This is a genomic window from Halomicrobium urmianum (assembly GCF_020217425.1).
Lineage (GTDB): Archaea > Halobacteriota > Halobacteria > Halobacteriales > Haloarculaceae > Halomicrobium > Halomicrobium urmianum.
Genome location: NZ_CP084090.1, coordinates 1,123,695 through 1,150,541, shown reverse-complemented (window position 1 = coordinate 1,150,541; position 26,847 = coordinate 1,123,695). Strand labels below are relative to the sequence as shown.

The following is a 26,847-nucleotide window of genomic DNA, read 5'->3' as shown; positions in this document are numbered from 1 at the left end:
CGCTGGGACCTCGCTGGAACAGCTCCGAGAACTACCACTGATACAACCAGACCAACGATTCATGACGCGCCTATCGATGCAACCGTTTTCGATCGACTCGACGATCAACGTCTCCCGCGAGTTCTTCGTATCGCTCGGCGCCCCGGGCCTCGTCGTCCTGGGCTTCCTGGAGTTCTTCTTCTTCCCGCTCCCGCCGATGTTCGTGGTGATCCCGTTGGCGGTCGCCCATCCGGAGATGGCAGTCGTGTACGCGCTGTCGGCGGCGACCGGGTCGGTCATCGCGGGCGTCGTCGGGTTCACCATCGGCCGTACGGGCGGCCGCCCGGTCGTCACCTCCCGGTTTCCCGAGCGACGCGTCGATCAGGCCGAGCGGTACGTCGACGAACACGGCTTCGCGACGGTCGCGTTCGGTGCCTTCGCGCCGATCCCGGAAGCGCACGAACTGCTCTCGATCGGTTCGGGGGCGTTCGGTATGCGCCTCCGGACGTACCTCGGCGCCGCCGCACTCGGCCGCGGGGCGAAGTACTTCATCGTGGCGGGCCTCGGAGTGGCACTGGGTCGGACCGCTCGATCGCTCAGCGAGGCGGAGGTCTACTCGGTCATCGGAGTCGTCGTAGTCGTCGTCGTGCTGGCGTACGTCTCCCGGGACTACTGGATCCCGCGGCCGACGTGGTAGCGGAGGGGCCCCAGAGACCAGGCGGAACCCCTCCGACCGGGGGCAGCGATCCCGGATGGCTCACGCTCACCGTGGTCGGTGTGGAGCAATCCGCTGCTTCCCTCGCCGGCAACGGTGTACGCACGACAGCCCGATTCGGAACGAGGTCTCGTCGACCGTAACGAAACACCCCGATCGAGCTACTGTGGACGGCGTCTCGTCCCTGTCACACCGGTCGTATCCACTCTGTGCGACGCTACTGTCCAAACTACCGCAACGCATATGTCAATTGTAACCCAACACCCGTTTGATTACGCCATGACCGACACAGAACGCGAAGAGACGATCGAACATCTCGGAGAGGTGGACGACATCTCCGGCTGCGCCGAGTTCTGGGAGTACATGAGCGACATGCGGGTCGAACCGGACGACGAGTAACGCCTCCTCAGGCTACAGATTAGCCCGCTCCTTCTCGGCCTGATTCCCACTGGTGCCGGTAGTAGGAGAGATTCCGCGTTCGCACGACGACTGCCGTGCGTCGACCGAAACGGGAGTAATAGCGCCGCATCACCAGTCACCGGCGATCAGCGAGTCCGGAAGTGCCCGGTCGAATTCCAGCGTTTGAGCGCACGAATAGTCGCGCAGTACCCCGTCACCGAGCGCGTCGCCGGGGTCGGCCGCCCTCCGGGTTTCGAGGTCGACGGCGACGTCGCCGTCCGCAGCGCGGATTGCGATGGTGTGGCCGAATCCGCCGCCGTCAGTCCAGCCGAGTTCGCAGCTGTCGCCCCTCCCGAAGGGTCAACGTCGGATTCATGTCCTCCTCGATCGAGCCGTCCGGGTCGGACGAGTCCGACGCGTCGAACCTAACGGACTCGTCCGTCGATATCGCCGTATCGGGCGATACGGTCGACGACGCCGCCAGCGACTCGCTGTCGCCGCTACCCTAGAGCGACTGCGAGTGGAGCTGGGCGACCTCGCTCTCCGAGAGCGCGCGTGAGTACGCCCACACGTCGTCGATGCGGCCGGCCACGTCGCGGCCGTCGCCAACTCCGAGGATGAGGTTCTCGGCGTCGGACTGTGCGCGAGTCCCCGGCCAGCTCTGCGGTGAGGCGTCGAGTTCGCCGCTCTCGTCGAAGACGTGAAGTCTCGCGTCGTCGCCGTCGACGACGCCGACGACGAAGTACCACGTCTCCGGATCGACGGCGATGGACGAGCCGCCGTCCCCGCGAGTCGGACTCCCGCCGTCCCACACCTGCGGGACGATCGCCTGGCTGGTCGAGTCGAACTCGATGTCCCAGCCGGCGGACAGGGTGCCTTCCGCGGAGCCGCCGACCTGGAACGGCGCACGGGCCCACTGCTCGAAGGCGGTGTAGTTCATCCAGGCACCGACGGTCGCCCCGTCGCCGTTGAGCGGCAGGGGCTCGGTCACGAGGTGGTCACCGGCGTCGGCCTCGGCCGTTAGCTCGCCGTCGGTGTTCTGGTTGGCGTGGACCTCGACGGCGTCACCGGTCACGCCGGACTGGCCGGTCTCGACGTCACCCACGACGCTGACGTCGTTCCCGGTGACCTCGTTGGTAGGCGAGTCACCGTCCAGCGGGACGTGTGCCTCCAGCCCCTGCTGGAGGGTGTCGCCATCGTCGCCGTTGTCACCGTTGCCGTCGCCGTCCAGCCCCTGGAACGACTGGTTCCAGAGCCGGTCGACTTCGCCGTCGGAGAGCGCGCGAGAGTACGCCCACACCTCGTCCATGAGGCCGGGCGTCTCTCTGCCGTCGCCCGCCATGAAGATGAGCGACGCCAGCTCGGACTGGGCCCGGTTGCCGTCTCCGGTACCGGGAGAGCCGTCGAGTTGTCCCTCCTCGTCGTAGACGTAGATCGTGGCCTCGTCGCCGTCGACGACGGTGACGACGAACACCCACTCGCCCTCCGGGCAGGGGAGGCCGGGTTGCGTGTTTGCGCCGATACTGCCGCCGTCCCAGTACTGCTGGGTTATCTCGTTACTGGTACCGCCGAACTCGATGTTCCAGCCGTTCGAGGGGTTGTTGGGGTCTCCTCCCTCGTCGACGTGGTACACGCGGCTGTAGTCTTCCGTGATCGCCTCGTGGTTGACCCAGGCGCCGACGGTCACTTCCTCGCCGTTGAGCGGCAAGGGCTCCGAGACGACCGTGGACGCGACCGACCCGATGTCACCGTTGGTGTCGAACTCCCAGGCGTCGTTGCGGAAGCCCGGCACGCCGCTCGTGGGTTCGCCGACGACGCTGGCCTCGTTGCCGGTGACCTGGTTGACCGGCGTCTCCTCGTCCAGCGAGTAGTACGCCTCCAGGCCGTTCCGGAGCGGTTCGCTGTACCGGATCTCGACGGCCGAGAACTTCGACATGTCCGACTTGGTCGTCGTCGAGATGTTCAGGGTCCCGTCCGTCACCTCGACGCCTTCGACAGTCGTCGTCCAGGCGGCGTCGTGGCCGACCTCGGCGTAGACGTCGAGGTCTTCGACGACCGTCTGGCCCTGCACCGAGATGTCGAACACGCGCGTCCCTTCACCGCCGCCGTTGCCATTCCCGCCGTGGTAGATCTCCGCCTCGTGGAAGGTCACGTCGTAGGTGCCGTTGGGGATCGGGACCTCCAGGCCGAGGTTGTAGCCGAAGAGCTCGGTCTGGTAGAGCGCGTCGTGCTCGGTGTTCGCGATCTCGTCAGTGGTGGGACTGCCGATCGAGGGACCACTGTACCAGTCCGGAGCCTCGGACGCGTTCTCGTCGTACACCGTCACCGGCTGGAGGCCGGGGATCGAGTCCGGCGCGACGAACTCCAGTCCGTCGACGACGACCGGCGAGGTCGCGCTAGAGTCCTCCGGAGGCGAGCCGCCGAGGTTCGCGCCGTACGGGGCTTCGACGATCGTCTTCGGGACCGAGACGGCCCCGCTCGCGGTGGCGGACGTCTCCTCGCCCTCGTGGGTGAACGTGACCTCGGCGTCGAGCGCGTAGGTGCCCTGGGTGGCGTCCGCGCTCGCGGCGACGTCGAACTCGACCGACTGGGTCGAGCCGGGTGCCAGCGAGTCGAACGTCGTCGTCGACGGCGCCGTCACCTGGAGCACGTCGTCGCCGGCGGTAAGCGAGAACTCGAGGTTCGAGAGTTCGCTGTCGGAGATGTTCTCGATCTCCACGGTCGCCGTCGTCGACTCTTCGGGTACGAGCTCGTTGCTCTCGACGCTCACGGAGACGGAGGCCGTCGTGGACGAGCCGCCGCCCGTGATCTTGCTGATACTCCCGCCGTAGTCGATGAAGTACAGCGCGCCGTCGGGACCGACGTTCATGTCGAACGGCGAGCCCCAGTTCTCGTCGGGCAGGAACGGATCGACTTCCATCACCTCGCCATCGTCGTCCAGCGAGACGTACTTGATCCAGCCGCTGCCGTACTCCATGATGAACACCTTCCCGTCCATGGCCGCCGTCAGCGACCCGTCGCCGAACTCGGGGTCGTGGCGGTAGACGGTGCCTACCATGGGCGCGCCGCCGGTGACCTGGGGGAACGGCACCTCGTCCATGCTGGAGTAGGGGACGTACTCCTCCCACTCGGACGGGACGCCGTCGATGTAGCCGCCCCAGTCGTACGGGCTCATGATGCTGGTGCCTTCGGCGACGGGAAGCTCTTCGAGGCCGGTGTTGTTCACCGAGTCGTTGATCGGGTTCTCCGGGTCGAAGATCCGACCGGACTCGCCGGTCTCGAAGTCGTAGTGCTTGTACGGCACGCTGTGACCGGTGAAGTACGGCCAGCCGTAGAAACCGGCCTCGTCGACTTTCGCGTACTCAGTAGTACCCATCGGCCCGCGGTCGGCGCTCCAGCCGCCGGAGTCAGGGCCGTAATCGGCGACCCACGCTTCGTCCGTGGCGGGGTCGACCGCCGCCGTGAACGGGTTCCGGAAGCCCATGCCGTAGATCTCGTCGCGGACGAGCGAGTCGTCGTACTGGTCGTCGACGAACAGGTTGTCGTCCGGTACCGTGTACGACCCGTCGTCCTGGGGCGTGATCCGCAGCACACTGCCACGGAGGTCGTTCGTATTACCCGAGGTGCGCTGGGCGTCGAACGGTTCGCGCCCGTCGCGCTCGTCGATCGGCGTGTAGCCGCTGGACTCGAACGGGTTCGTGTCGTCTCCCGTCGTCAGATACAGGTTGCCCTGCGTGTCGAACTCGAGGTCGCCGCCCGTGTGACAACAGGTCTCTCGTTGCGTGTCGACGTCGAGGATCTGCGTCTCCGTCGCGGGGTCGATCGAATCGCCCTCGACGGTAAAGCGCGAGAGGCGGTTGACGCTCTCGTCGCCCGCCGGCGAGTAGTACAGGTAGAGCCAGCCGTTCTCTTCGAAGTCCGGATCGAGCGCGACGCCCTGCATCCCGTCTTCCTGGCCGGTGTAGACGTCGAGCGTCAGCGCCGTCGTCGTCTCGCCCGTGTCGGAATCGAGGATCTTCAGGTTGCCAGTGGTGCGCTCGGTGAAGAAGACCCGCCCGTCGGCGTCGATGTCCATCTTCATCGGCTCGTTCAGCCCGTCGGCGAGCACCTCGCGGTCGTAGCTGTCCCAGATGGTGCCGTTGGACGGATCGTCCTCGAAGCCGCCGGCCCAGGCGATGCCGCCGGCGACGTGGTCGAGGAAGGCCTCCTCGTCGAAGGCGCCCTCGGTGTGGCCGCGGCCGGTGTACCAGGCGCGGCCGCCCTGGTAGTGCTGACACCAGGCGATGGGGTGGTCGCGGCCGAACCCTTCGTAGTTCATGCTGCCCGTGGCATCGTAGCTGGTCTCGTCGAGAGTGGCCAGCACGTGGACGTCCCCACGTGGGTTCGCGCCGAAGTCGTACCACTCGTCGGTGACGTTCCACTGCGCCGGCAGGTGCTCGGTCGAGGGATGGGACTGGTCGGTGACGTGAATCTCGGCCTCCTGGGGGCTGGGGTGGTCGACGAAGTACGCGTCGCCGAGCATGTCCATGTAGAAGTCCCACTCGCCGTCGCCCGGGTGGTGGGTGTCGCTGGCGGCGTGGATGCCGACGTAGCCGCCGCCGTTCTGGATGTACTCCTCGAAGGCGGCCCGCTGGTCGGGATCGGCCAGGACGTCCCCGACCGTGTTGAACCAGATGATCGCGTCGTACTTCTCGAGTTCGCTCGCGTCCGTCGGGAACGCGTCCGCGGGCCCGTTGTTGTCGATGACGTCGTAGTTGACGGTGTCAGCGCCGACGCGCGAGGCGATCCGGTCGGACTCCTCCTGCATGCGCTGGATGCCATACTCGATGTTCCCGTGGCGGAAGCCGGGCGTCGCCGACAGGATCATCAGGTCGAGCTCGGCGGGTCCAGCGGCTTGCACGGTGAGTGTCCCCGTGACCTTGCTCTCGCCGCTCTCGACGAAGTAGGTGTAGTCACCAGTGGAGAGGTCCGACGTATCGACGTTCTCGAACGTGACCGTTTTCTGGGCGCCCGCGTCGAGTGTCACTTCCGCGGTGCCGAGATGTTCGTCGTCGAGGTAGAAGTGGACCTCCTGCGTGACGCTGGAATCGCCCGTGTTCGTCACCGTCGCGGAAACGCTGAACGTATCGCCCGCGGTGACGGTCGCGCTGCTCGGGTCGAGGTTGCTGACCTCGACGCCGCCCGGCGGAGCACCGTCGCCGACCTGGACGTCGCCGCGCTGAGAACCGGAGTGGGGGCCACAGTAGTAGGTAGCCATCTCCTCGGTGGCGGTGAACTCCACCGTCTGAGTAGCGCCCTCTTCGGCGATCGTGTCCGAGGCGACGAGTTCGGTGCCGTCGGCGTCGGCGATGACGAAGTTGTGCTCCTCGCCGTCCGTATTGGTCCACTCGACCGTGTAGGTCTCACCCGCCGTGAGCGTCAGAGTCGGATTCGTGACGTCGGCGATCGAGTCGGGCGTGACGCCCACCCAGACGTGATTACCGCCGACGAAGTCACACACCGCTTCGGGCGGGCCCTTGACGATTCCTTCCTGGCCGTCCTCCCAGGCGTACTCGGAGCGACCGCGGCCACCGCTGGTCTCGACAGTGACGGCCTCGAGTTCGATGTGGTTGTCCCCGCCCTGCTGGGCGCTGGCGAAACCGCCGAGGCCAGTGAGGCCGGCACCGGCGAGGCCGGCGGCCTGCACGAACCGCCGGCGGTCGGTGGTCAACGTCGATACGTCCTCCGCGTCGTTCGTGGAACTGTCGTCTGTCATTGTCGCAGTTGTTCGATCTGGCGTCCGGTCGTCGTGCGATACATTGCTAACGAGGGAGCCGGGGTCCGTCTCATTCGTCCGTCTCGTTGCCGGCGGTCTCGTTGCCGCCTGCGTCGCCGTCGGTGAGGGTTCCGACGTCCTCGTCGACCTCGGCACCGGCGCCGGTGTCGCCGGAGGCGTTGGCGCTGGCCTGTTCGTTGTCGACGGTGACGGTGAAGTTGGCGTAGCTGGTCATCAGCGCCGGGTGGTCGGTGCTGTCCTGCATCACACCGTAGGGCACTGCCGTGGCATGGACGAGGTCGCCGGCCGACAGCGCGTCGTAGTCGCCGGCGACGTCGCTGGTGACCGTAGTACCGTACTCCTCGGCGGTGAGGTCGGGATACTGGCCGCCGTCGCCGTCGGCCATCGCCAGCGGCGAGAACGGGCGGACGTCCTCGGCGTCCAGCGCGTAGTTGTCCTCGGTGACGAACGAGATGTCCGGCCGGTGGAGGCTGATGGTATACCGCAGGTACACCGTCGTGTCGGTGGCCTCCTGATCGGTGGCCTCCTCGAAGGCGTCGGTGGTACCAGCAGCCCCGTAGAAGCCGTTCTGGGCGTCGTCGATCGGATCGCCCATGAGCGTGCCGCTGAGGTACGACTCCATCGTCGCGCCGCAGTTGTACCCGGCGCTCTCGTAGTCGGGTGCACCCTCCGAATCGAACAGGGTGATGCGTTTGTCACCCTCGAACCAGTTGATCTGGTACTGGCCGTTGGTGCCCGGGCCCGTCTCCTCTTCGCTGTCGTTGTCCGTCCCGTTGGCGTAGCCCGTCGCCCTGAAGACGGGCGTGTAGTCGAGGCTCTCGACTTCGGACGTCTTGAGGTCGGCATCGCCGGTCGCCGCTTCGACCAGAATGCGGACTTTGCCGACGACGTCGTCGAAGCCGTCCCAGGAGACCGACAGTGACGGCTTGACGAACACCTCGTCGACCGAGCCGTCGTCGCTCGTGAGTGCCTCGGGGTTCGAGGCCGAGATATCGGTGGTGGCGGCTGCTCCCGATCCGGTCAAGGCCGTCAGGCCGAACCCGCCACCGGCGGCTGCGGCACCGCCTGCACCGAGCATTTTCAGCACACTGCGTCGATCTGCGTCGTTGATGTTGTCGAACGTGAAATTTGACATTGGTCCCTCTCTCCACCCGGTACGGGTGTCTCACTGGCACACCTCCGCGTCTCCCCAAGCGCGAACGTGTATGTGACAACTAATATCACGTAGAACAATAAGTTTTCGGTAATTAATAACCGGGTATATCGGGCGTGCTGTGACGTTAAGCCATCACCCGTCTCGACGCACTTCCGTTCGACGGGTAGTCGCGTCGGTGAGTTTCCCGGTCGAAATCTGAGTGCACTGCAGTATCTCTACCGGGAGGACAGCGGAGCAAAATCGAAAGAACCGGAGTCGGTGTCCGGGGTTACGCCGAAACGGCGAGCGATACGTGAGAGCCCGATCGATGGAGAGGACTACCTTCCGTCAGACCACCTCTATGTCGCCGACCATGGTCGTCTGGTGATAGACGCACACGTACGTGGCCATCTCTGACGAGGCAGTGAAGGTCACTGACGCGGACTCGCCCTGAGTGGACACGTCCTCAGTCTCGGCGAGGGAGTTGCTCTCCGAGTCCCAGATGACGAAGTTGTGGATTTGGCCGTCGGTGTTCGTCCATTCGACGGTGTACTCGGCTCCTTCTCGAAGCGTGAGCGTCGGATTGGTCTCTCCGGCGATGGCGTCCGGAGCAGTCGCCTGCCAGCCGGCAAATTCACCGTCGAGTGCGATCGTCGCGGACGGGTCGAGCCCGGGGCTCTCGCTCTCCACAGTGATCGTCTGCGTGGCAGTGGCGGTCGCCCCGGCGTCGTCGGTGACAGTCAGCGTCACGTCGTACTCGCCGGCGGAGCCGTAGGAGTGCTCCACGGACTGTCCGGTGGCCGACGAGCCGTCGCCGAACGTCCACTCGTAGCTCTCGATCGAGCCGTCGGGGTCGGACGAGTCCGCGGCGTCGAACGTCACCGCGTCGCCGGGCGCGACGGACGTCGACGACGCCGTGAACTCCGCCGTCGGCGACTCGTTGCCGCCGCCGCCGTCGCTCGGACGGATCTCGATCCCGGAGAACTTGGTGTTGTCCACCTGAGTGGTCGAGGAGATCGACAGCGTACCGTCGGTGACCTCCACGCCCTCGATCGTCTCCGTCGCGGCGGTCAGCGCTCCGACTTCGGCGTAGATGTCGTAGTCGCTGAGCACCGTCTCGCCCTGGACGGAGACGTCGAACACGCGGTCGCCTTCGCCGGTGTCGGTGCCGCCTCGGCCCTCGATGCCCCACCAGATCTCGGCGAAGTGCAACGTCACGTCGTAGGTGCCGTTGGGGACCTTGACGTCGTAGCCGATGTTCTGACCGTAGTGCTCGGTCTTGTAGAGCAGGTCGTTGTCCGTACCGTCGATGGAGTACTCGCTGTCGGCGTTCAGGAGCGAGGCGGTCGAGTGGTCCCCGGTCTGGGTGACGCCGGAGTCCGAGACCGTCTGGAACTCCAGATCACCGATCGTGACCGACTGGTCGTCGGTCTCCCCGCCGGAGTCGAGGCCGTACGGGACCGAGACCGGTTCGGGCTCCGGTTGACCGCCACCGTCGCCCTCCATCTGCTCGATCACGTAGAGACCGGAGTCCTCGCAGCCGAAGAAGCAGTTCCCGTACTCCATCACGAACAGCTCGCCGTTCTGGCCGACCGCGATGTCCTGCGGACCGGCGAAGTCCATGTCGGGGAGGAACGGCTCGATGTCGAGCACCTCGCCGTCCTCGTCGTAGGAGACGTACTTGATCCAGTTCGCCCCCCACTCCATGGTGAACTGCTTGCCGTCGAAGTACCGCGGTAGCCCGCTGTCGTCGAAGCCGTCCTCGTGCCGGAAGAGCGGTCCGGTCATCGGCGCGCCGCCGGTGCCGATCTCCGGGTGCGGGATCTCGTCGGGGACGTACTCCTGCGCGTAGTCGGGCGCGTTGTCGATGAGCTCCGCCCAGTCGAACGGGTAGAAGATCGTCGCGCCCTCAGCGGGCGGCAGTTCCTCGAGCCCGGTGTTGTTCGGCGAGGTGTTGACCGGGTTCTGCGGGTCGAACGGATCGCCGGACTCGCCGGTCTCGAAGTCGTAGTCGACGTAGGGGATGTTCGAGCCGGTGAAGTACGGCCAGCCGTAGAAGCCGGGCTCGTCCACCGCGGTGATCTCGACCATGCCGATCGGACCGCGCTCCGGGTCCCAGGAACCGGCGTCGGGACCGTAATCGGCGAAGTAGAGCCGACCGGTCTCCTCGTCGACGTCGATCGTGAAGGGGTTGCGTAGGCCCATCACGTAGATCTCCTCGCGCACGAGGTCGTTCTCGCGGGCGTCGGCGTACTCGTCGCCGGTGAAGAGGTTCCCGTCGGGGACGGAGTAGCCGCCGTCGTCCTCGGGGACGATCCGGAGGATGCTCCCGCGGAGGTCGTTCGTGTTCGCGGACGTCCGCTGGGCGTCCCAGTACTCGTGGGGCTTGCCGTTGCGACCGGCCTCGGGATCGCCCGTCTCCTCCTCCGTCCACTCGCCCGACCGCTCGTCGATCGGGGCGTAGCCGGAGCTGTTGAACGGGTTGGTGTCGTCGCCGGTCGAGAGGTAGAGCTCCTCGCCGTCGGGACCGAACGCGATGTCGCCACCGACGTGGCAGCAGGTCTGGCGCTGGGTGTGGACCCGCATGATCTCCGTCTCGGAGGACGGATCGATCGTGTCGCCGTCCATCGTGAACCGCGACAGCAGGTTGTACGGGTCGTCGCCGACGACGTCGTTCGGCGGCGCGTAGTAGACGTAGACCCAGCCGTTCTCCTCGAAGTCGGGATCGACGGCGACGCCCTGGAGGCCGTCCTCCTGTCCGCTGTACACGTCCAGCGAGAGCGCCGTCGTGATGTCGCCCGACTCGGGATGGTAGACGCTCACGTCGCCCGAGACGCGCTCGGTGAACAGCAGGCGTCCGTCGGGCGTCGTGTCCATCTTCATCGGCTCCCCGAGGTCGGTCGTGATCTCCGACTTGGTGTAGCTGTCCCAGACGGTTCCGGTCGCGTCGCCCTCCTCGTAGCCGCCGGCCCAGGCGATGCCGCCGACGACGTGATCGAGGAAGGCCTCCTCGTCGAAGGACTCCTCGGTGTGGCCGCGGCCGGTGTACCAGGCCTTGCCGCCCTGGTACTCCTGACACCACGCGATCGGGTGGTCTTCCCGGCCGTTCTCCATCGACGCGCCGCTGTAGCTGTCCTCGTCGAGCGAGGCGAGCACGTGGACGTCGCCGCGCGGGCTCTTCGAGAAGTCGTACCACTCGTCTGTCGCGGTCCATCGGGCCGGCAGGTGCTCGGTCGAGGGGTGGACCTGATCCGTGACCGTGATCTCGGCCTCCTGTGGGCTGGGGTGGTCGACGAAGTACGCGTCGCCGAGCAGACCCATGTAGAAGTCCCACTCGCCGTCGCCCGGGTGGTGGGTGTCGCTGGCGGCGTGGATGCCGACGTAGCCGCCGCCGTTCTGGATGTACTCCTCGAAAGCGTCGCGCTGGGCCTGGTCGGCCAGGACGTTCCCGCACGAGTTGAACCAGACGATCGCGTCGTACATCTCGAGTTCGCTCACGTCCGTCGGGAACGACTCCGCGGGCCCGTTCGGGGCGATGACGTCGTAATTGACGGAATCGGCGCCCACGCGCGAGGCGATCCGGTCGGACTCCTCCTTCAGGCGCTGGATGCCGTATTCGATGTTCCCGTGGCGGTAACCGGGCGTCGCCGACAGGATCATCAGGTTCACCTCGTTCGCGCCCGGCGCTCCGGAGAGCGTGCCGCTGTAGTCGGGTCCACCGATATCAGAGAGCTCCAGGCACTCGAGGCCGGGTGCGCCGTCGACGAAGGAGAGGAAGCCCGCGCCCGTGCCGGTCGAGCCGGCGGGATCTGAGGGCACGTCGTGCTCGTAGATGATGTAGTCGACGTCCGCCTCGTTCTGCGCCACGTCTGCGACCGCTGCCCAGTCGACGGCACCTTCGCCGATCTCGTGGAAGTCGCCGTCGGCCATGTCCTTCATGTGAAGGAGCTGGACGCGGTCGCTGTACTTACTGATGACCTCGACCGGATCGTGGCCGGCGGTAAGCACCCACCCGGCGTCGATCTCGAAGACGACGTCGTCGTTGAGGTACTCGTCGAGGACCTCGAGGATGGTGCGACCGTCGTCGAGTTCCGTGAACACCGACGAGTGGTTGTGGAACCCGACCTGGCCCTCGTCACCGAGGTTCTCCGAGACGGCGTTGAACCGCTCGGCGAGCTGCTGGACGCTGTCCTCCGTCGCGTTATCGTCCACGCCGCGGATGCTCGGGACGATGTAGTAGTCGATGCCGAACTGCGAGTAGGTGTCGACGGTGTCCTCGAGGCTGTCGCCCTCGAGCGAACCGAGGCCGATGTGCGCGGACGAGGCCTCAACTCCCGTCTCCTCGAGCGCGGTCTGGACGTCGCTCACGCTCCCGTCGAGTCCGGCGAACTCGATGGTGTCGTACCCGGGACCGCCGTTGTCGTCGACGGCGCCGACCCGTCGGATCAGCTCCGGCGTCGAGTCGGGGAGGTCACGGAGCGTGTAGAGCTGGATCCCGGTCGGGATGCCGTCCTCGTCGGCGGGATCGCCCATCGGGACGCCGCTGAGCGAGCCGTCGTAGTCGGGACCGCCGACGTCGGCGAAGTCGAGGCACTCGAGACCGGCCCGACCGTCGACGAACGACATGACGCCGCCGGCGGTCGAGAGCTCGCCCTTCTCGTCCGTGGGCTCGTCGTTCTCGTAGATGAGGTAGTCGACGCCGGCCTCGTTCCGCGCGACACGGGCGATCTCCGCCACGTCCATCTCGCCCTCGCCGAGGGTGATGAACTCGGCCTCGTCGCCGCGGTTCATCTCCTTCAGGTGGATCAGCTGCGTCCGGTCGCTGTACGTCCGCAGGACCTCGACCGGGTCCTCACCGGCGTGGTAGGCCCACCCGACGTCGATCTCGAAGACGACGTCGTCGTTCAGGTTCTCGTCCATGATCCCGAGCGGCGTCCGACCGTCGCCGATCTCCATGAACTCCTGGTTGTGAGTGTGGTAACCCAGGCGCGCGTCGTCGGGGAGGTTCTCCGCGACGGCGTTCATCCGCTCGGCGAGGTTCCGGGCCTTCTCGACCGTGTCCATCTCGTCCGGAGAGATCCAGGGGATGACGAAGGTCCTGACGCCGACCGTATCGTACCAGTCGTCGAGGGTGCCCTCGAGGCTGTCGCCCTCGAGTCCTCCGAAACCGACGTGTGCGAACGGCGCTTCGAGGCCCGTCTCGTCGAGGGCCTGTCGGACCTCGCTCGGCGACGAGCCGTTCAGCTGGAACGGCTCGACCGCGTCGTACCCCGGGCCGCCGTTGTTGTCTACCGCACCCACGAGGCGGATGACGTCCGCCGTCGAGTAGCCCAGGTCACGGAGCGTCCAGAACTGGATCGCCGTGGGGGTCGGGTTCTCGGGCGCCGGAGCGCCGTCGCCCACCTCGATGGAGCCACTCTGGGACCCGGAGTGGGGGGCGCAGTAGTAGGTGGCCATCTCCTCGGTGGCGGTGAACTCCACCGTCTGGGTGGCGCCTTCCTCGGAGACGGTATCAGAGGTGACGAGTTCGGTGCCGTCGGCGTCGGCGATGACGAAGTTGTGCTCCTCGCCGTCGGTGTTGGTCCACTCGACCGTGTAGGTCTCGCCGGCGGTCAGCTCCAGCGTCGGATTCGTGACCTCAGCGATGGAGTCGGGCGAAACGCCCACCCAGACGTGGGTCCCGCCGACGATGTTACAGACCTCCTCGGGCGGGCCGCGCACGACGCCGCCCTCGCCGTCCTCCCAGGCGTACTCCGAGCGGCCGCGGCCACCGCTGGTCTCGACAGTGACGGCCTCGAGTTCGATGTGGTTGTCCCCGCCCTGCTGGGCGCTGGTGAGGCCGGCCAGACCGCTCAGGGTGGCCGCGCCAGCGCTAGCCGCCTGCAGGAACTGACGACGGTTGGTCGGAAACTTCAGTTCTCGATTCCCATAGTCGTCCGTCGGTACGTCGTAATCGTAGTTGTCAGATGTCATCTCTGTCTCCTCCGTTCAGCACAGTTGTCAGGTAGTGTCTGAATCGGTCCATATAGTGCTCGCTATCAGGTGTCATTCGTCTCGTTACCGCTGGTCCCGTCGTCGGCGGTGCCGTTGCCGACGGTGCCGTTGCCGACGGTGCCGTTGCCGACGTCGGCCGGAGCGTCGTCGGCCTCGTCGGAGCTGTTGTCGCCGTCGGCGATGGTTTCGACGTCTTCGTCGACCTCGGCACCGGCGCCGGTGTCGCCGGAGGCGTTGGCGCTGGCCTGTTCGTTGTCGACGGTGACGGTGAAGTTGGCGTAGCTGGTCATCAGCGCCGGGTGGTCGGTGCTGTCCTGCATGACGCCGTAGGGGACGGCCGTGGCATGGACGAGGTCGCCGGCCGACAGCGCGTCGTAGTCGTCGGCGTCGTCGCTGGTGACCGTAGTACCGTACTCCTCGGCGGTGAGGTCGGGATACTGGCCGCCGTCACCGTCCACCATCGCCAGCGGCGAGAACGGGCGGACGTCCTCGGCGTCCAGCGCGTAGTTGTCCTCGGTGACGAACGAGATGTCCGGCCGGTGGAGACTGATCGTGTACCGAAGATATACCGTCGTGTCGTTGGTACCGGCGTCGGTGGTCTCCTCGAAGGCGTCGGTGCTGCCGGCGGCGCCGTAGAAGCCGTTCTGGGCGCCGTCGATGGGGTCGCCCATGAGCGTGCCGCTGAGGTACGACTCCATCGTCGCGCCGCAGTTGTACCCGGCGTTCTCGTAGTCGGGCGCGCCGTCCTCGTCGAACAGGGTGATACGGCGGTCGCCGTCGAACCAGTTGATCTGGTACTGGCCGCTGGTGCCCGGGCCCGTCTCCTCTTCGCTGTCGTTGTCCGTCCCGTTGGCGTAACCCGTGGCGCGGAACACCGGCATGAAGTCGAGGTCGGCGATTTCGGGCGGGTCCAGATCGGACGCGCCGGTGGCGGCCTCGACCAGGATGCGGACTTTGCCGACGACGTCGTCGAAGCCGTCCCACGAAACCGACAGCGACGGCTTGATGAACACCTCGTCGACCGTGCCGTCGTCGCTCGACAGCGCTTCCGGGTTCGACGCCGAGATGTCCGCCGACGCGGCCGCGCCCGAGCCGCTGAACATCGTCAGCCCGAGCCCAGAGCCGGCAGCGACTACCCCCGACGTTCCCAGGTATTTGAGTACGCTACGTCTGTCCGCGTCGTACAGACCGTCAGATGTGTCCTTGGACATGTGGATATCTCCGCCCCACGATGACGTGGGTTATTGGCACAACTTCACGCGTCTATCTGGCGCGGAAGTGTACGGTGATAAGAACGAACTGGTGTTATTTAGTCTTGATGGTGGTACGAAAGGCGTGCCATCTAGACCATCACAGATCGGACGCGGCTGCCAGTGATCGCGCGTAGCGTGTAGCGCTGGTCTCCGCCGATCCCACTACCGGCACTCGCTCGTTCGAACGGTCTCCGTGTCTGAGATTCTCCTACCGGACCGATCGGTACCACGGCGATCGCGAGTACCGCGACCGCGGCTCGATCACAGCTACGACTGGTTCAGGGGGTCACTCTGCGTAGACCGGCACGAATCGCGAGTGACCACTTCGTTGCCTCACAGGGAAAACGTACTCCCCGTGAATACTGCGCCACGATTCCGGTAATCGGAAACAGGATAGTATAGTAACGACGGTACTGCTGTTATACTTCGGTCTCGTACGAGAGAGCGTAATTCGATCCGGGATCGCTCCTACTAGTTCTAGTCCACAGTGCTCCTCGGCGAAGGGACAGAGTCAGACCAGATGGGTTGCCGGTGCACGTCCACGATCACGCCGGTCCTCGACTCCCGCACCGTCGGTTTCAGGACGCTTCAGTGAGACGAGTTACGCAGCAGATCGTCGATCCGGGGCTACGCTGCTGTACGGCTCGTCAGCGTAGACGGCAACCGAGCCAGTGACTCTGTGGCATCCGCGTCGACACCCTCCCAGTTCCTGTGGCACCGTCTAGCGCATCAGGTGTTCTAGTCTAGCGGAGTCCCTGGTCTCCCTGCGCTGCATCGCTGCCCCGTCATCGCCGTCGCCGCCGCCTTCGAATGCGGGGCGGTAGAGAGGCGTCGTGACGACGGCTCGAAGGCCGCTCTGGTCGCTCGATCAGCCGTCGACGAAGACCTTTTCCACCCCTGTGGCGACTACCGGGGTATGGTTCCGGACGAATACGACGTACTGAACTCAGTTCTCGACGACGACGTGGCCCAGTTCGTGCGGGCGATGACACCGGAAACGGACTCCGTGTTCGACGAGATGGTCACCCACAACGTGAACGACGACTTCCCGATCGTGGGTCCCGAGGTCGGTGGGACGCTCAGAATCGTCGCGCGGATGACTGGTGCTAACCGCGCCTTCGAGTTCGGATCGGGGAAGGGATACTCCGCGTACTGGATCGCCCCGGCGTTACCGTCCGACGGCGAGATCGTCCTGACCGACTTCGACGGAGCGAACCTCGACGAAGCGCGGTCGTTCTTCGAGCGCGGCGGCTACGCCGATCTGGCTCGTTTCGAAGTAGGCGACGCGCTGGAGACCTACCGGCAGTACGACGGTCAGTTCGACTTCGTGCTGATCGACAACCTGGAGCAGGAGTACCTGGAGACGTTCGAACTCGTCGAGGACGACGTCCCGTCGGGGGGCGTGATCTGCGCCGACAACGTGATGGCCGGTCCCGCTGTCCAGGAGGACCGCGCGCTCGCGGCGTTACGAGGAGACCCGGACTGGGACGCGATGGACGAGACTACCGCTGGCGTCGTGCGATACCTCCAGCACGTCCGAGACGAACCGAACTTCGAGACGAGCCTCCTCCCCGTCGGGGAAGGCCTCGTCGTCAGCGTGAAGAAATAGGTCGAGCGCCGATCAGAGGACTGGAGAACGCAGCGGACTAGGCCGTCATACCTCGGAGGCCACTCGCCGTCCTCGTTGCTGCCAGATTTCCAGACCTGATCGGACAATCGGCGATGTCCGTGTGCTCCGCGACGAACGTCTGACAGTGACCGCTCACGCAGTCGGTTCACCGGTCCTCGTTGCTACGTGGCACGATGACGGACTTGCGAGTGCTCCCGCTCCCGGGTACAGTCTGTCGACGTTTTGCCAGCCGTCGGTCGACGACCGGCGAGAGCCGAACTGTCGGTGAGCTAACGTGGGACAGTCCAGGCGCCTCGTCAGTAGACACGCCCGCGGACCAGAGCGGTCAGTTCGATACCGTCGTTACTGACTGCTTCCGATCACCTCGATGTCGCCGTGCATACTCGACCGGTGCGGACGGCACTGGTATCGAGCCATCTCCTCGGTGGCCGTGAACTCGACGGTCTGGGTTTCGCCTTGATTGGACATGAGGGACGTCGAGATGTCGTTGACAATGTGGCCGGAGTACTCGGGTTGGTCGTGATCGAGGATCTCGAAGTTGTGTCCGATCCCGTCGACGTTCGTCCACTCGACCGTGTAGGTTTCACCGGCCTGTAGCGTGAGCGTGGGATTCGAGGTCCCGTCGATGCTCGACGGGGCCTGTCCCACCCAACTGCTGATCTGGCCGTCGAGTCGGATCGTCGTCGACGGGTCGAGTGCCCTCGAACCGCTTCCCTCGAGCGACAGCGAGTGGAGCTCGCTGACTTTGTCCGCGGAGAGGGCGCGGGAGTGCGCCCAGACGTCGTCGACGCGGCCTGCCATGTCGTAGCCCTGGCCGACGCCGATGCAGAGGGGCGCGCTCTCGGCCTGACTGCGCGACCCGCCGGTCCAGACCTGTGGCGAGGCGTCGAGTTCGCCCTCCTGGTCGAAGACGTGGAGCCTAGAGGTCCCACCCTCGACGACTACCACGACGAAGTACCACGTTCCCGACTCGACCGGGATGGGCGTCCCACCGGATCCATTGCTGGGAGTACCGCCGTCCCAGAGCTCCGGCCGAATCGTATCCGTGTTACTCTCGAACTGGACGTTCCAGCCGTCTGCGGGCGCGTCCTCGAGAGAGCCGCCGATCTGGAACGGGGCGCGGCCCCACTGCTCGTGGTCGGTGTAGTTGATCCACGCGGCCGCGGTCGCCCCATCGCCGTTGATCGGGAGAGGCTCGGTTATCACGCCATCGCCCGCCGTCGCTTCGGACGGAGGGATCTCGACCCCGGTCTCTTGGTTGACGTCGAACTCGTAGGCGCTCCCGAGGACACCGGACTGACCGGTCGTCACGTCGCCTTCGATGGTAGCGTCGGTGCCGGTGATCTCGTTGGTCGGCGTGTCGCCGTCCAGCGGGAGGTGCACCTCCAGGCCGTCCTGGAGCGTCTGGTCGCCGTCGTCACCGCCGCCACTGCCGTCGGACGACGGGATCATCAGGAGCGGCCCCTCGTAGAGCCCGCCGCCGGAAGCACCGTCGTAGACGCGGATCGCAATAACGTTCTCGCCGCCGTAGTCGACGGTCTCAGAGCTGACCGTGTACTCTCGGGACGCATCCCAGGCGGTTTCGTACCCGTTCTCCGGGAACGTCCCTGTCTGGCCGACCTTCGTACCGTTGAAGAACGTCTCATCGACGTCGTCGATCTTGCCGACTCTGAGCGTGATGTCCTGGCCTTCCCAGCTCTCGGGGACGGTCACGGTCTTTCGGTACCACCCGAAGACCTCGTCGTCGGTGTAGTTCGAGTGGTCCTCCCAGTGATCCGGAAGCTCGACGGTCTCCCAGCCGCTGTCGTCGAACGACGGGTCGCTCCAGGCGTCGTCGTCGCCGGTCTGGAACTGCCAGTCGCCGGCGATGCTCTGACCGACCGTGATCGTGAATGCGGGCGTGGTGCGGCTCTGCTCACCGTCCGTACCGGTGTAACTGACGGCCGCCGTCAGCTCGTGACTGTCACTGGCCCCGTCTGGGACCGTCACGTCCCAGGACATCGACTGGGACTGGTACGACCCGAGCGAGTCGAACGTTTGGCCCTCGACGGCGGTCACCTCGATCGCCGAATCGTCCGGTGCACTAAGCGTGACCTCGCCGTTCTCGATGGCCGAGCCGAACGGGTTCGTGACCGTCGCGTTCACCGTGGTCGTCGTCCCCGGTCCGGTGACCAGTTCGCTTCCGACGTTCTCGAAGTCGACGCCGATCTCGCGTTGGATGCGGTAGATCCCGGAGTTCTCGGAGATGGGATCGCCGGCGTACCCGTCGCCCCACTCCAGGAGGTACAGCGTCCCGTCCGGCCCGACGGTCATGTCCATCGGCGAGAGGAAGTCCGTGTCCGGCATGAACTCGTTGATCTCCTCGACGTCGCCCTCCTCGTCGTAGGATACGTACCTAATCCACTGCTGGCCCCACTCGCCGATGATCTGCTTCCCGTCGAAGAACCGCTCGGGCAGAGCGTTCTCGCCGTGGGAGTCCTGGTGCTCGTAGACCGGCAGGCCCATCGGCGCGCCGCCCTCGAAGTCCGGGAACGGTGGTTCGTCGGGCAGGTACTCCTCCGCGTAGGCGGGCGGGGAACCCAGCAGGGCGTCCCAGCTGTAGGGGTACCAGATCGTCGGATCCTCGGGTTCGGGCAAGTCGGTGAGGCCGGTGTTGTTCGGCGAGGTGTTCCGCAGGTTCTGCGGATCGAACGGATCGCCGGAGGACTCGAAGGTCCACCCCTGATCGTTGTCGGCGTCGACGAACTCACCGTCGACGTAGGGGATGTTGGGCCCGACGACGTACGGCCATCCGTAATAGCCGGGCTCCTCGGCCCGGTTGAACTCGACCATTCCCGGCGGACCCTGGTCGTCGGCCCACTCTCGTGCGTCGGGTCCGTAGTCGCCCCAGTACAGGACGCCGTCCTCGTCGATGTCCATCCGGAAGGGGTTGCGACAGCCCATCACGTAGATCTCCTCGCGCACGAGGTCGTTCTCGCGCGCGTCGGCGTACTCCGGACCGGTGAACATGTTGTCGTCGGGAATCTCGTAGCCGCCGTCGTCGGTCGGCGTGATCCGGAGGATGCTCCCTCTGAGATCGTTGGTGTTCGAGGCCGACCGCTGGGCGTCGTACAGCTCCCGTCCGTCGCGTTCGTCCATCGGCGAGTAGAGGGTCGCGAACGGACTCGTGTCGTCACCGACCGAGAGCCAGAGGTTCCCCTCCGGTCCGAACTCGAGGTCGCCGCCGACGTGACAGCACGGGTTGTCCACCGATGGGACCCTGAGTAACTCGACTTCGGACTCCGGATCGATCGTGTTGCCCTCGACCGTGAACCGCGACAACCGCTTGTGGGGCTCCTCGTCGATGATTCCATGTGGCGCGGAGTAGTAGAGATAGATCCACCCGTTCTCCTCGAAGTCCGGATCGAGCGTGAGTCCCTGTAACCCGTCTTCGCCGGAGGTGTACACGTCGAGTTCGAGCGCCGTCGTGGTCTCCATGGTCTCGGGATCGACCACGCCGACCTCCGTCGTCGCGGTGTTTCCGTCCCCGTCGACCGGTGGCCCGCGCGTGGTGAAGAAGACCCGGTGGTCCGGCGTGACCTCGATCGCCATCGGCTGTTCGAGGCCCGAGGCCAGCTCGTCCTTGGTGTAGCTGCTCCAGAGCGGGCTCGACGGCTCGACCGCTTCGATCGGCGCCTCGGGATCGATCGGCTTCAGTTCGATCGTGCGGAACTCCGTCGGGTGACTCTCCGACTGGATGGAGATGGTTCCCCCCGTGAGCGGAGTCCCGTCGTTCAGCTGCGGCTCGGAGTAACTCATCACGACCCCCTCGTCCTCGACGATGTGACGGATGGCTTCGTTCCCGCGGACCACGACCGTGACCGTCACCCACTGGTCGCCGCGGTACGTGTCCGACTCCGAGCGGGTACAGTGTTGCTCGTGTAACGAGCCGTCCATGACGATGTTGGTGCCCGGCGTACAGACGTTAGCGGTGGCACGCTCTGTATCGCTGTCCGCCGACTGACCCAGGAGCTGGACCTCGATCGAGTCGGGATAGTCCTGATCGACGTCCATCTCCTCCGGCGTCTGGCCGTGGAGCATGAGCCCGTTGTTCCGGAAGGCCCAGTCAGGGGCGCTGGAGACCTGATCGCCGACGAATCGGTACTCGGCCCGGAGCATGTAGTGGGAGAACTCCTCCTCGTAGAAGAGGTGGCCGAACGTACTGTCCCACTCGTCGTACCCGTCGTAATCGACTCTGAGGACGCCGTCCTCGACGGTGAACGTGTCCTTGTAGTTCTCGCCGACGGGACGGCCCGAGAATTTGGGCGTCCACCCGTCAAGGCTCTCGCCGTCGAAGAGCTGGATCCACTCGTCGTCACCTCCGTCACCGCCTTCGATCTCGATGTCGCCGCTCTGGGATTCGGAGTGGGGGCCGCAGTAGTAGGTGGCCATCTCCTCGGTGGCCTCGAACTCGACGGACTGGGTGGCGCCTTCCTCGGAGACGGTCTCAGACGAGATGAGCTCGGTACCGTTGGCGTCGGCGACGACGAAGTTGTGCTCTTCGCCGTCGGTGTTGGTCCACTCGACGGTGTACGTCTCGCCGGCCGTCAGCTTCAGCGTCGGATTCGTGAGGTCGGCAATCGAGTCCGGTGAAACCCCCACCCAGACGTGGGCCCCACCCGCAATGTTACAGACTTCTTCGGGTGGGCCGCGTACGACGCCGCCCTCGCCGTCCTCCCAGGCGTACTCCGAGCGGCCGCGGCCGCCGCCGGTTTCGACAGTGACGGCCTCTAGTTCGATGTGGTTATCCTCGCTCTGCTGGGCGCTAGTGAGGCCGCCGAATGCCGCGAGTCCAGCAGCACTCACGCCGGCCGACTGCAAGAATCGGCGGCGGTTGGTGGTCAACGTCGATACGTCTGTCGCGTCGTTGGTGGAGTCGTTCGTCATTGCCGCAGTTGTGCGTTCTGGCGTCCGGTTGTCGCGCGATACGTTATCGACGAAGCGGTCGATATCTGTCTCATTCGTCCGTCTGGTTGCCGGCGGTCTCGTTGCCGCCCGCGTCGTCGTCGTCGGCGATGGTTTCGATGTCCTCGTCGACCTCGGCGCCGGCACCGGTGTCGCCGGAGGCGTTGGCGCTGGCCTGTTCGTTGTCGACGGTGACGGTGAAGTTGGCGTAACTGGTCATCAGCGCCGGGTGGTCGGTGCTGTCCTGCATCACACCGTAGGGCACCGCCGTCGCAGCCACGAGGTCGCCGGCCGACAGCGCGTCGTAGTCGCCGGCGACGTCGCTGGTGACCGTAGTACCGTACTCCTCGGCGGTGAGGTCGGGATATTGACCACCGTCACCGTCCACCATCGCCAGCGGCGAGAACGGTCGGACGTCCTCGGCGTCCAGCGCGTAGTTGTCTTCGGTGACGAACGAGATGTCCGGCCGGTGGAGACTGATAGTATACCGAAGATATACCGTCGTGTCGTTGGTGCCGGCGTCGGTGGTCTCCTCGAAGGCGTCGGTGCTGCCGGCGGCGCCGTAGAAGCCGTTCTGGGCGTCGTCAATGGGGTCCCCCATCAGCGTGCCGTTCAGATACGACTCCATCGTCGCCCCGCAGTTGTACTCGGCGTTCTCGTAGTCGGGCGCGCCGTCCGAATCGAACAGGGTGATGCGTTTGTCGCCACTGAACCAGTTGATGTGGTACTCGCCGTTGGTACCCGGTCCGGTTTCCTCCTCGCTGTCGTTGTCCGTGCCGTTAGCATAGCCGGTGGCACGGAACACGGGATTGAAGTCGAGCTCCGCGATCTCTGGCGGGTCGAGGTCGGACGCGCCCGTAGCGGTCTCGACCAGAATCCGGACTTTGCCGACGACGTCGTCGAAGCCGTCCCACGAAACCGACAGCGACGGCTTGATGAACACCTCGTCGACCGACCCGTCGTCGCTGGACAGCGCCTCCGGGTTCGACGCCGAGATGTCGGCCGACGCCGCTGCACCGGAGCCACTGAACATCGTCAGCCCGAGGCCCGAGCCGGCGGCGACTGCCCCCGACGTTCCCAGGTATTTGAGTACGCTACGTCTGTCCGCGCCGTACAAACCGTCAGATGTGTCCTTGGACATGTGACTGTCTCCGTCCCACGAGGGCGTGGGTGGTTAGCACACCTCCGCGTGACTGGCTTGACGCAGAGGTGTATGACAGAAATTATGTCCAACTGGTATTTAATTCTGAGGGTCATTTGGAGTGATAGATGCCTATTCGCTGAGGAGCTAGGATCAAAGATTGTCACTGTCTTCGAGTACCCGTCTCAGGTAGCTGTCGGGCAACCGGAACAGAGAGTTGTACAATAACAGCCGTCCTGTGTTGTGTTCTGCCAGCTCACACGTAACTGAAAAGGACAGAGTCTGCTTCCGGACACTGACTATCGAGAGTCATCCAGAGGGCCGGTCCACTCTCAGTACGTGGGCACGTGGCCGGTCTCGATGCGGTATTCGAGCGGGACTGGCACTGGTGGCACTACCGGGCACTTCGAACGTGCTTCCGTAGTTGTGCCGGCTGCTGGCCGTGGATTGCGTGTGGTACCACTGGGGTGCAGCAGACGTCGAGACGAGCGACTGTCTGCTCGCCGAGGGGCGCCGCAAGCGTCGCAAGAGGGCTGCGTTCAGTGGATCGAAATAGAGCGATCCTACTCGACGGAGACCCACTCGCCGATCTCGTCGCTCCGGTCGATCGCCGCGAGGACGCGCTGGACGGCTACCCCGTCGCCGAAGTTGGGTTCGTACGTCGACCCCTCGGCGATAGCCGAGAGGAACTCGTAGTTCTCGTGGACGAACAGGTGTTCCCAGCCGAGGACGTGACCCGGCGGCCACCAGTGCTCGACGTACGGGTCGTCGGCGTCCGTCACGAGAATCGTCTCGAAGCCCCGGTTACCGTCCAGCCGCACCTCGAGCTCGTTGAGCCGTTCGAGGTCGAACCGGAGGCTCCCCTGCGAACCCTCTATCTCGATGGCGTGATCGTTCTTGTAGCCGTTCGCGAACCTGGTGGCCTCGAAGGTCCCCGTGGCACCGTTCTCGAACTCCGCGAGCGCGCTGTACGCGTCGTCGACCGTCACCGCCCGCGTTTCGGCGGCGTCGGCCCCGTCGCTCTCCAGGCTGCCACCCCCGGAGTCGACCGGTCGCTCCTCGACGAACGTCCGGAGGTGGCCGCTCACGCGGTCGACGTCACCGACCACGTCACCGATCAGGAATCGCGCCAGGTCGATCGTGTGTGCGCCGAGGTCGCCCAGCGCGCCGCTGCCGGCCATCTCCTCGTCGTTGCGCCAGCTCCAGGGGGCCTCGGGGTCGACGAGCCAGTCCTGGCGGTACCGCCCGCGGAAGTGATGGATCTCCCCGAGCTCGCCCGCCTGGATCAGGTTCCGTGCGTACCGCAGTGCAGGCACGAACCGATAGTTGAACGCGACGCCCGCGGGGACGGCCGCGTCGGCGGCCGCCGCCGCCATCTCCTCGGCAGCCGCCAGGGTAGGTGCGAGCGGCTTCTCGCAGAAGACGGGCGTTCCGGCGTCCAGCGCCGCGACGGAGGGCTCCGGATGGACGTGGTTCGGCGCGAGGTTGTAGAAGACGTCCACCTCGTCGACGACGTCCCGCCAGTCCGTGGCGGTCCGATCGAACCCGAGCGTCTCCGCGGCCTCGGCGAGCGCGTCCTCGTCCCGACCGACGATGACGTCTCGGTTGGTCTCCGGGGCGTCGGGGAAGAACATGGGGAGGCGGTCGAGCGCGTTCGAGTGAGCCTTCCCCATGAACCGGTATCCGAGCATTCCGACGTCGAGCGTCATCGATCCACCCCTCGACGGTCGGTCGCGGTCGACGGTCGGGCCGGTAGACGATAGCGTCGAGTTGCAGTCAGCGTCGCGATCACGTGAACAGTGGCAGCTAGCGTAGACGTAAATATTTCGCTGCCACGCTGCGATCACGGCGGCTCAGCAATCGACGCGTCACCCCAGGAGATCGCCGTCGAGCTGCATCCGAACGTGCTCGTGTCCGATCCGACCCAGCTCGTGCGACTCCGGGGGGCGACGAACGAGCGCGTCGGGGCGAACCTCGACCCGTCTCTTCTGTGGTAGCAGGGGATCGACGTCCCGAAGGCGATCCGGTGTCTGGCCGATCGCGACGCGCGCCACTACGTGCACGCAAAGGACGTGCGAGTGTCCGACGCCAACGCCGAGATCGAAGGCGTCCTCGACAACACGTCCTTCAACCGCGAACAGGGCGGGCGTAGATGTTCCGCTCCGTCGGATACGGGCACGACGAGGACGCCGGGCGGGACAGCGTCAGCACGTTCCGACTCGTCGGCTACGACGACGTCATGAGCATCGAGTGGGTGGACTCGCTCGCCGGGCCGACGGAGGGGCTCGAAAAAGCCGGCACCATGCTTCGGGACGGCGTGTTCGAGAAGGAAGCGGACGTGGACTGGGTTCCAGAGTAGCCGTCCGACCGACGGTCGAACGGGGGAGAGTCCGGTCCGCGTGTACGCGGCTACAGCGCCCCTTTAGAGTCCACATCGGGAGTGGTCTCGAGGGACTCGCCCTCGTTCGTCTACGGATCTGTCAGCCGCTTCCAACTGGCAGGACCTGTGCTCGCGGAGACGGACCACGGTTCGGCGGTCGTCCGCCCGACGGACCGTCCGTCGGTGGCCGACCCCGAGACGGTGGGGTCCGATTCACAGGACAGTGCTGTTCGCGAAAGCGGGAAAGGTAGTTCAACATAACATCGATACCCATGTTATCTATAATGGTCGTTCCGGCATTCGGAACAGTTCCCGATCGCTGTAGCGTCGCAGGAATTCAGCCGCCCCGTGATAGAGTCTCTCGCCCCCTGAGACGAGAACACGGATAGAACAGTCCAGAAGCTCGTCGGCTGATCGGCGCTCACTTACGGATATCTGCCACCAAACAATTAAGTTCGTCTACGATAATATGTCATCCATGCCCCAGAAGGCTACCGACCGGAGTGAGAGAAGTGAAACCAAAAGCCTGGACGTGAACCGGCGAGAAGTACTCCAGGGCATCGGAGCAGCCGGTATGGCGGCGACGTTCGCCGCCGGAGCGGCCAGCGGACAGACGGACTCCTGGCAATCCCAGGCCGGTGCGGCGGAGGAGACGTCGGACGACATCCCGACCTCCACGCAGTTCTACTCGTACCGGGACACGGGCCTCTCGCCCGCAGAACTGGTTCACGAAGCCGCAGACGTCGGCTACGACGCGTTCGAAACCTATCGGGTCGGCGCCGGGACTGACGTGGATCCGATCCTCCAGGCGGCGAACGACACCGGTCTGGAGATGAGTAGCGCGCACATCAGTCTCAGTGAGATCGAAAACAACACCCAGGCGATGATCGATACGTTCTCGCAGTTCGGAGATCCCATCCTCATCGATCCGGGTGTGGCCCCCGACGGCGGTTGGGGCAACGAATCGGCGGTCATCGACCTGGCCGAGCGATTCAACGCCGCGGCCGATCTGCTCTCCGATACCGAGCTCGCGCTCGGCCACCACAACCACGACGCCGAGTTCGCGCAGATCGGCGACACGACCGGGTACGACGTCTTCGCCGAGAACCTCGAGGACCAGGTCCAGATCCAGCTCGACGTCGGCTGGGTCCTCGTCGGCGGGGCCGACCCGATCCGCTTCATCGCAGACCACCCGGAGAACGTCCGGACGCTGCACATGAAGAACATGACCGTCGATCCGGAGGCGTTTACCGAGTTCCACGAAGGCGACGTCAACATGCGTGCGGTCGCGAACACCATCCGAAACGCGGGTAATCCAGAGTACCTCGTATTCGAACACGACGAGCCCGAGAATCCCCTCGAGTCCATGCAGCTCGGTGCTGAGGGGCTAGAGAAGGTCAACCAGCCCTGGCATCCCGGCGGCATCTGCGCCGTCGACGCTGACACCCACCCCGCCAAGCTGCACAATCCGGCCTGATCGGCGACTCGTCCCCACCGATCA

Annotated in this window: 12 protein-coding genes; 5 read left to right on the top strand and 7 right to left on the bottom strand. The window is 65.5% G+C overall.

The annotated features are described in order from the left end of the window. Positions 1-76: 76 nt before the first annotated feature. Positions 77-676, top strand: coding sequence for a YqaA family protein (locus tag LCY71_RS05515; RefSeq protein WP_225335360.1), 600 nt, complete (start codon positions 77-79; stop codon positions 674-676). A 791-nt stretch (positions 677-1,467) separates the two neighbouring features. Continuing rightward, entirely contained in the window at positions 1,468-1,602 is a 135-nt protein-coding gene (locus tag LCY71_RS21390) for a hypothetical protein (protein WP_263654233.1), read from the top strand. On the opposite strand, the gene LCY71_RS05510 is transcribed toward LCY71_RS21390, so the two are convergent. The 4 genes from LCY71_RS05510 to LCY71_RS05495 form a co-directional block, all read right to left on the bottom strand. After that, positions 1,599-6,848, bottom strand: coding sequence for a ThuA domain-containing protein (locus LCY71_RS05510; protein WP_225335359.1), 5,250 nt, complete (start codon positions 6,846-6,848; stop codon positions 1,599-1,601). The two genes, LCY71_RS21390 and LCY71_RS05510, sit on opposite strands and share 4 nt — an antisense overlap. Before the next feature lie 70 nt (positions 6,849-6,918). Then, positions 6,919-8,004: a hypothetical protein gene (locus LCY71_RS05505; RefSeq protein ID WP_225335358.1), complete on the bottom strand. Its 1,086-nt coding sequence runs from the start codon at positions 8,002-8,004 to the stop codon at positions 6,919-6,921. A 348-nt stretch (positions 8,005-8,352) separates the two neighbouring features. Then, entirely contained in the window at positions 8,353-13,977 is a 5,625-nt protein-coding gene (locus tag LCY71_RS05500) for a ThuA domain-containing protein (protein WP_225335357.1), read from the bottom strand. 65 nt (positions 13,978-14,042) lie between these two features. Next, on the bottom strand, positions 14,043-15,209 hold the full coding sequence (locus tag LCY71_RS05495) for a hypothetical protein (RefSeq protein WP_225335356.1): 1,167 nt from the start codon (positions 15,207-15,209) through the stop codon (positions 14,043-14,045). A 958-nt stretch (positions 15,210-16,167) separates the two neighbouring features. Between LCY71_RS05495 and LCY71_RS05490 the strand changes: the two genes are divergently transcribed. Next, positions 16,168-16,860, top strand: coding sequence for an O-methyltransferase (locus LCY71_RS05490; RefSeq protein WP_225335355.1), 693 nt, complete (start codon positions 16,168-16,170; stop codon positions 16,858-16,860). Positions 16,861-17,223: 363 nt separating this feature from the next. On the opposite strand, the gene LCY71_RS05485 is transcribed toward LCY71_RS05490, so the two are convergent. The 3 genes from LCY71_RS05485 to LCY71_RS05475 all read right to left on the bottom strand — a co-directional run bounded on the left by LCY71_RS05485 (position 17,224) and on the right by LCY71_RS05475 (position 24,675). Continuing rightward, positions 17,224-21,807, bottom strand: a complete 4,584-nt coding sequence (locus tag LCY71_RS05485) for a 3-keto-alpha-glucoside-1,2-lyase-like domain-containing protein (protein ID WP_225335354.1) — start codon at positions 21,805-21,807, stop codon at positions 17,224-17,226. Positions 21,808-21,877: 70 nt separating this feature from the next. Next, on the bottom strand, positions 21,878-22,966 hold the full coding sequence (locus LCY71_RS05480) for a hypothetical protein (RefSeq protein WP_225335353.1): 1,089 nt from the start codon (positions 22,964-22,966) through the stop codon (positions 21,878-21,880). A 563-nt stretch (positions 22,967-23,529) separates the two neighbouring features. Further along, positions 23,530-24,675, bottom strand: coding sequence for a Gfo/Idh/MocA family protein (locus LCY71_RS05475; protein WP_225335352.1), 1,146 nt, complete (start codon positions 24,673-24,675; stop codon positions 23,530-23,532). Positions 24,676-25,118: 443 nt separating this feature from the next. On the opposite strand from LCY71_RS05475, the gene LCY71_RS05470 reads away from it, so the two are divergent. Together LCY71_RS05470 and LCY71_RS05465 are read left to right on the top strand one after the other, a co-directional pair. Continuing rightward, positions 25,119-25,325, top strand: a complete 207-nt coding sequence (locus LCY71_RS05470) for a hypothetical protein (protein WP_225335351.1) — start codon at positions 25,119-25,121, stop codon at positions 25,323-25,325. A gap of 499 nt (positions 25,326-25,824) precedes the next feature. Beyond that, positions 25,825-26,823, top strand: coding sequence for a sugar phosphate isomerase/epimerase family protein (locus LCY71_RS05465; protein ID WP_225335350.1), 999 nt, complete (start codon positions 25,825-25,827; stop codon positions 26,821-26,823). Positions 26,824-26,847 lie beyond the last annotated feature (24 nt).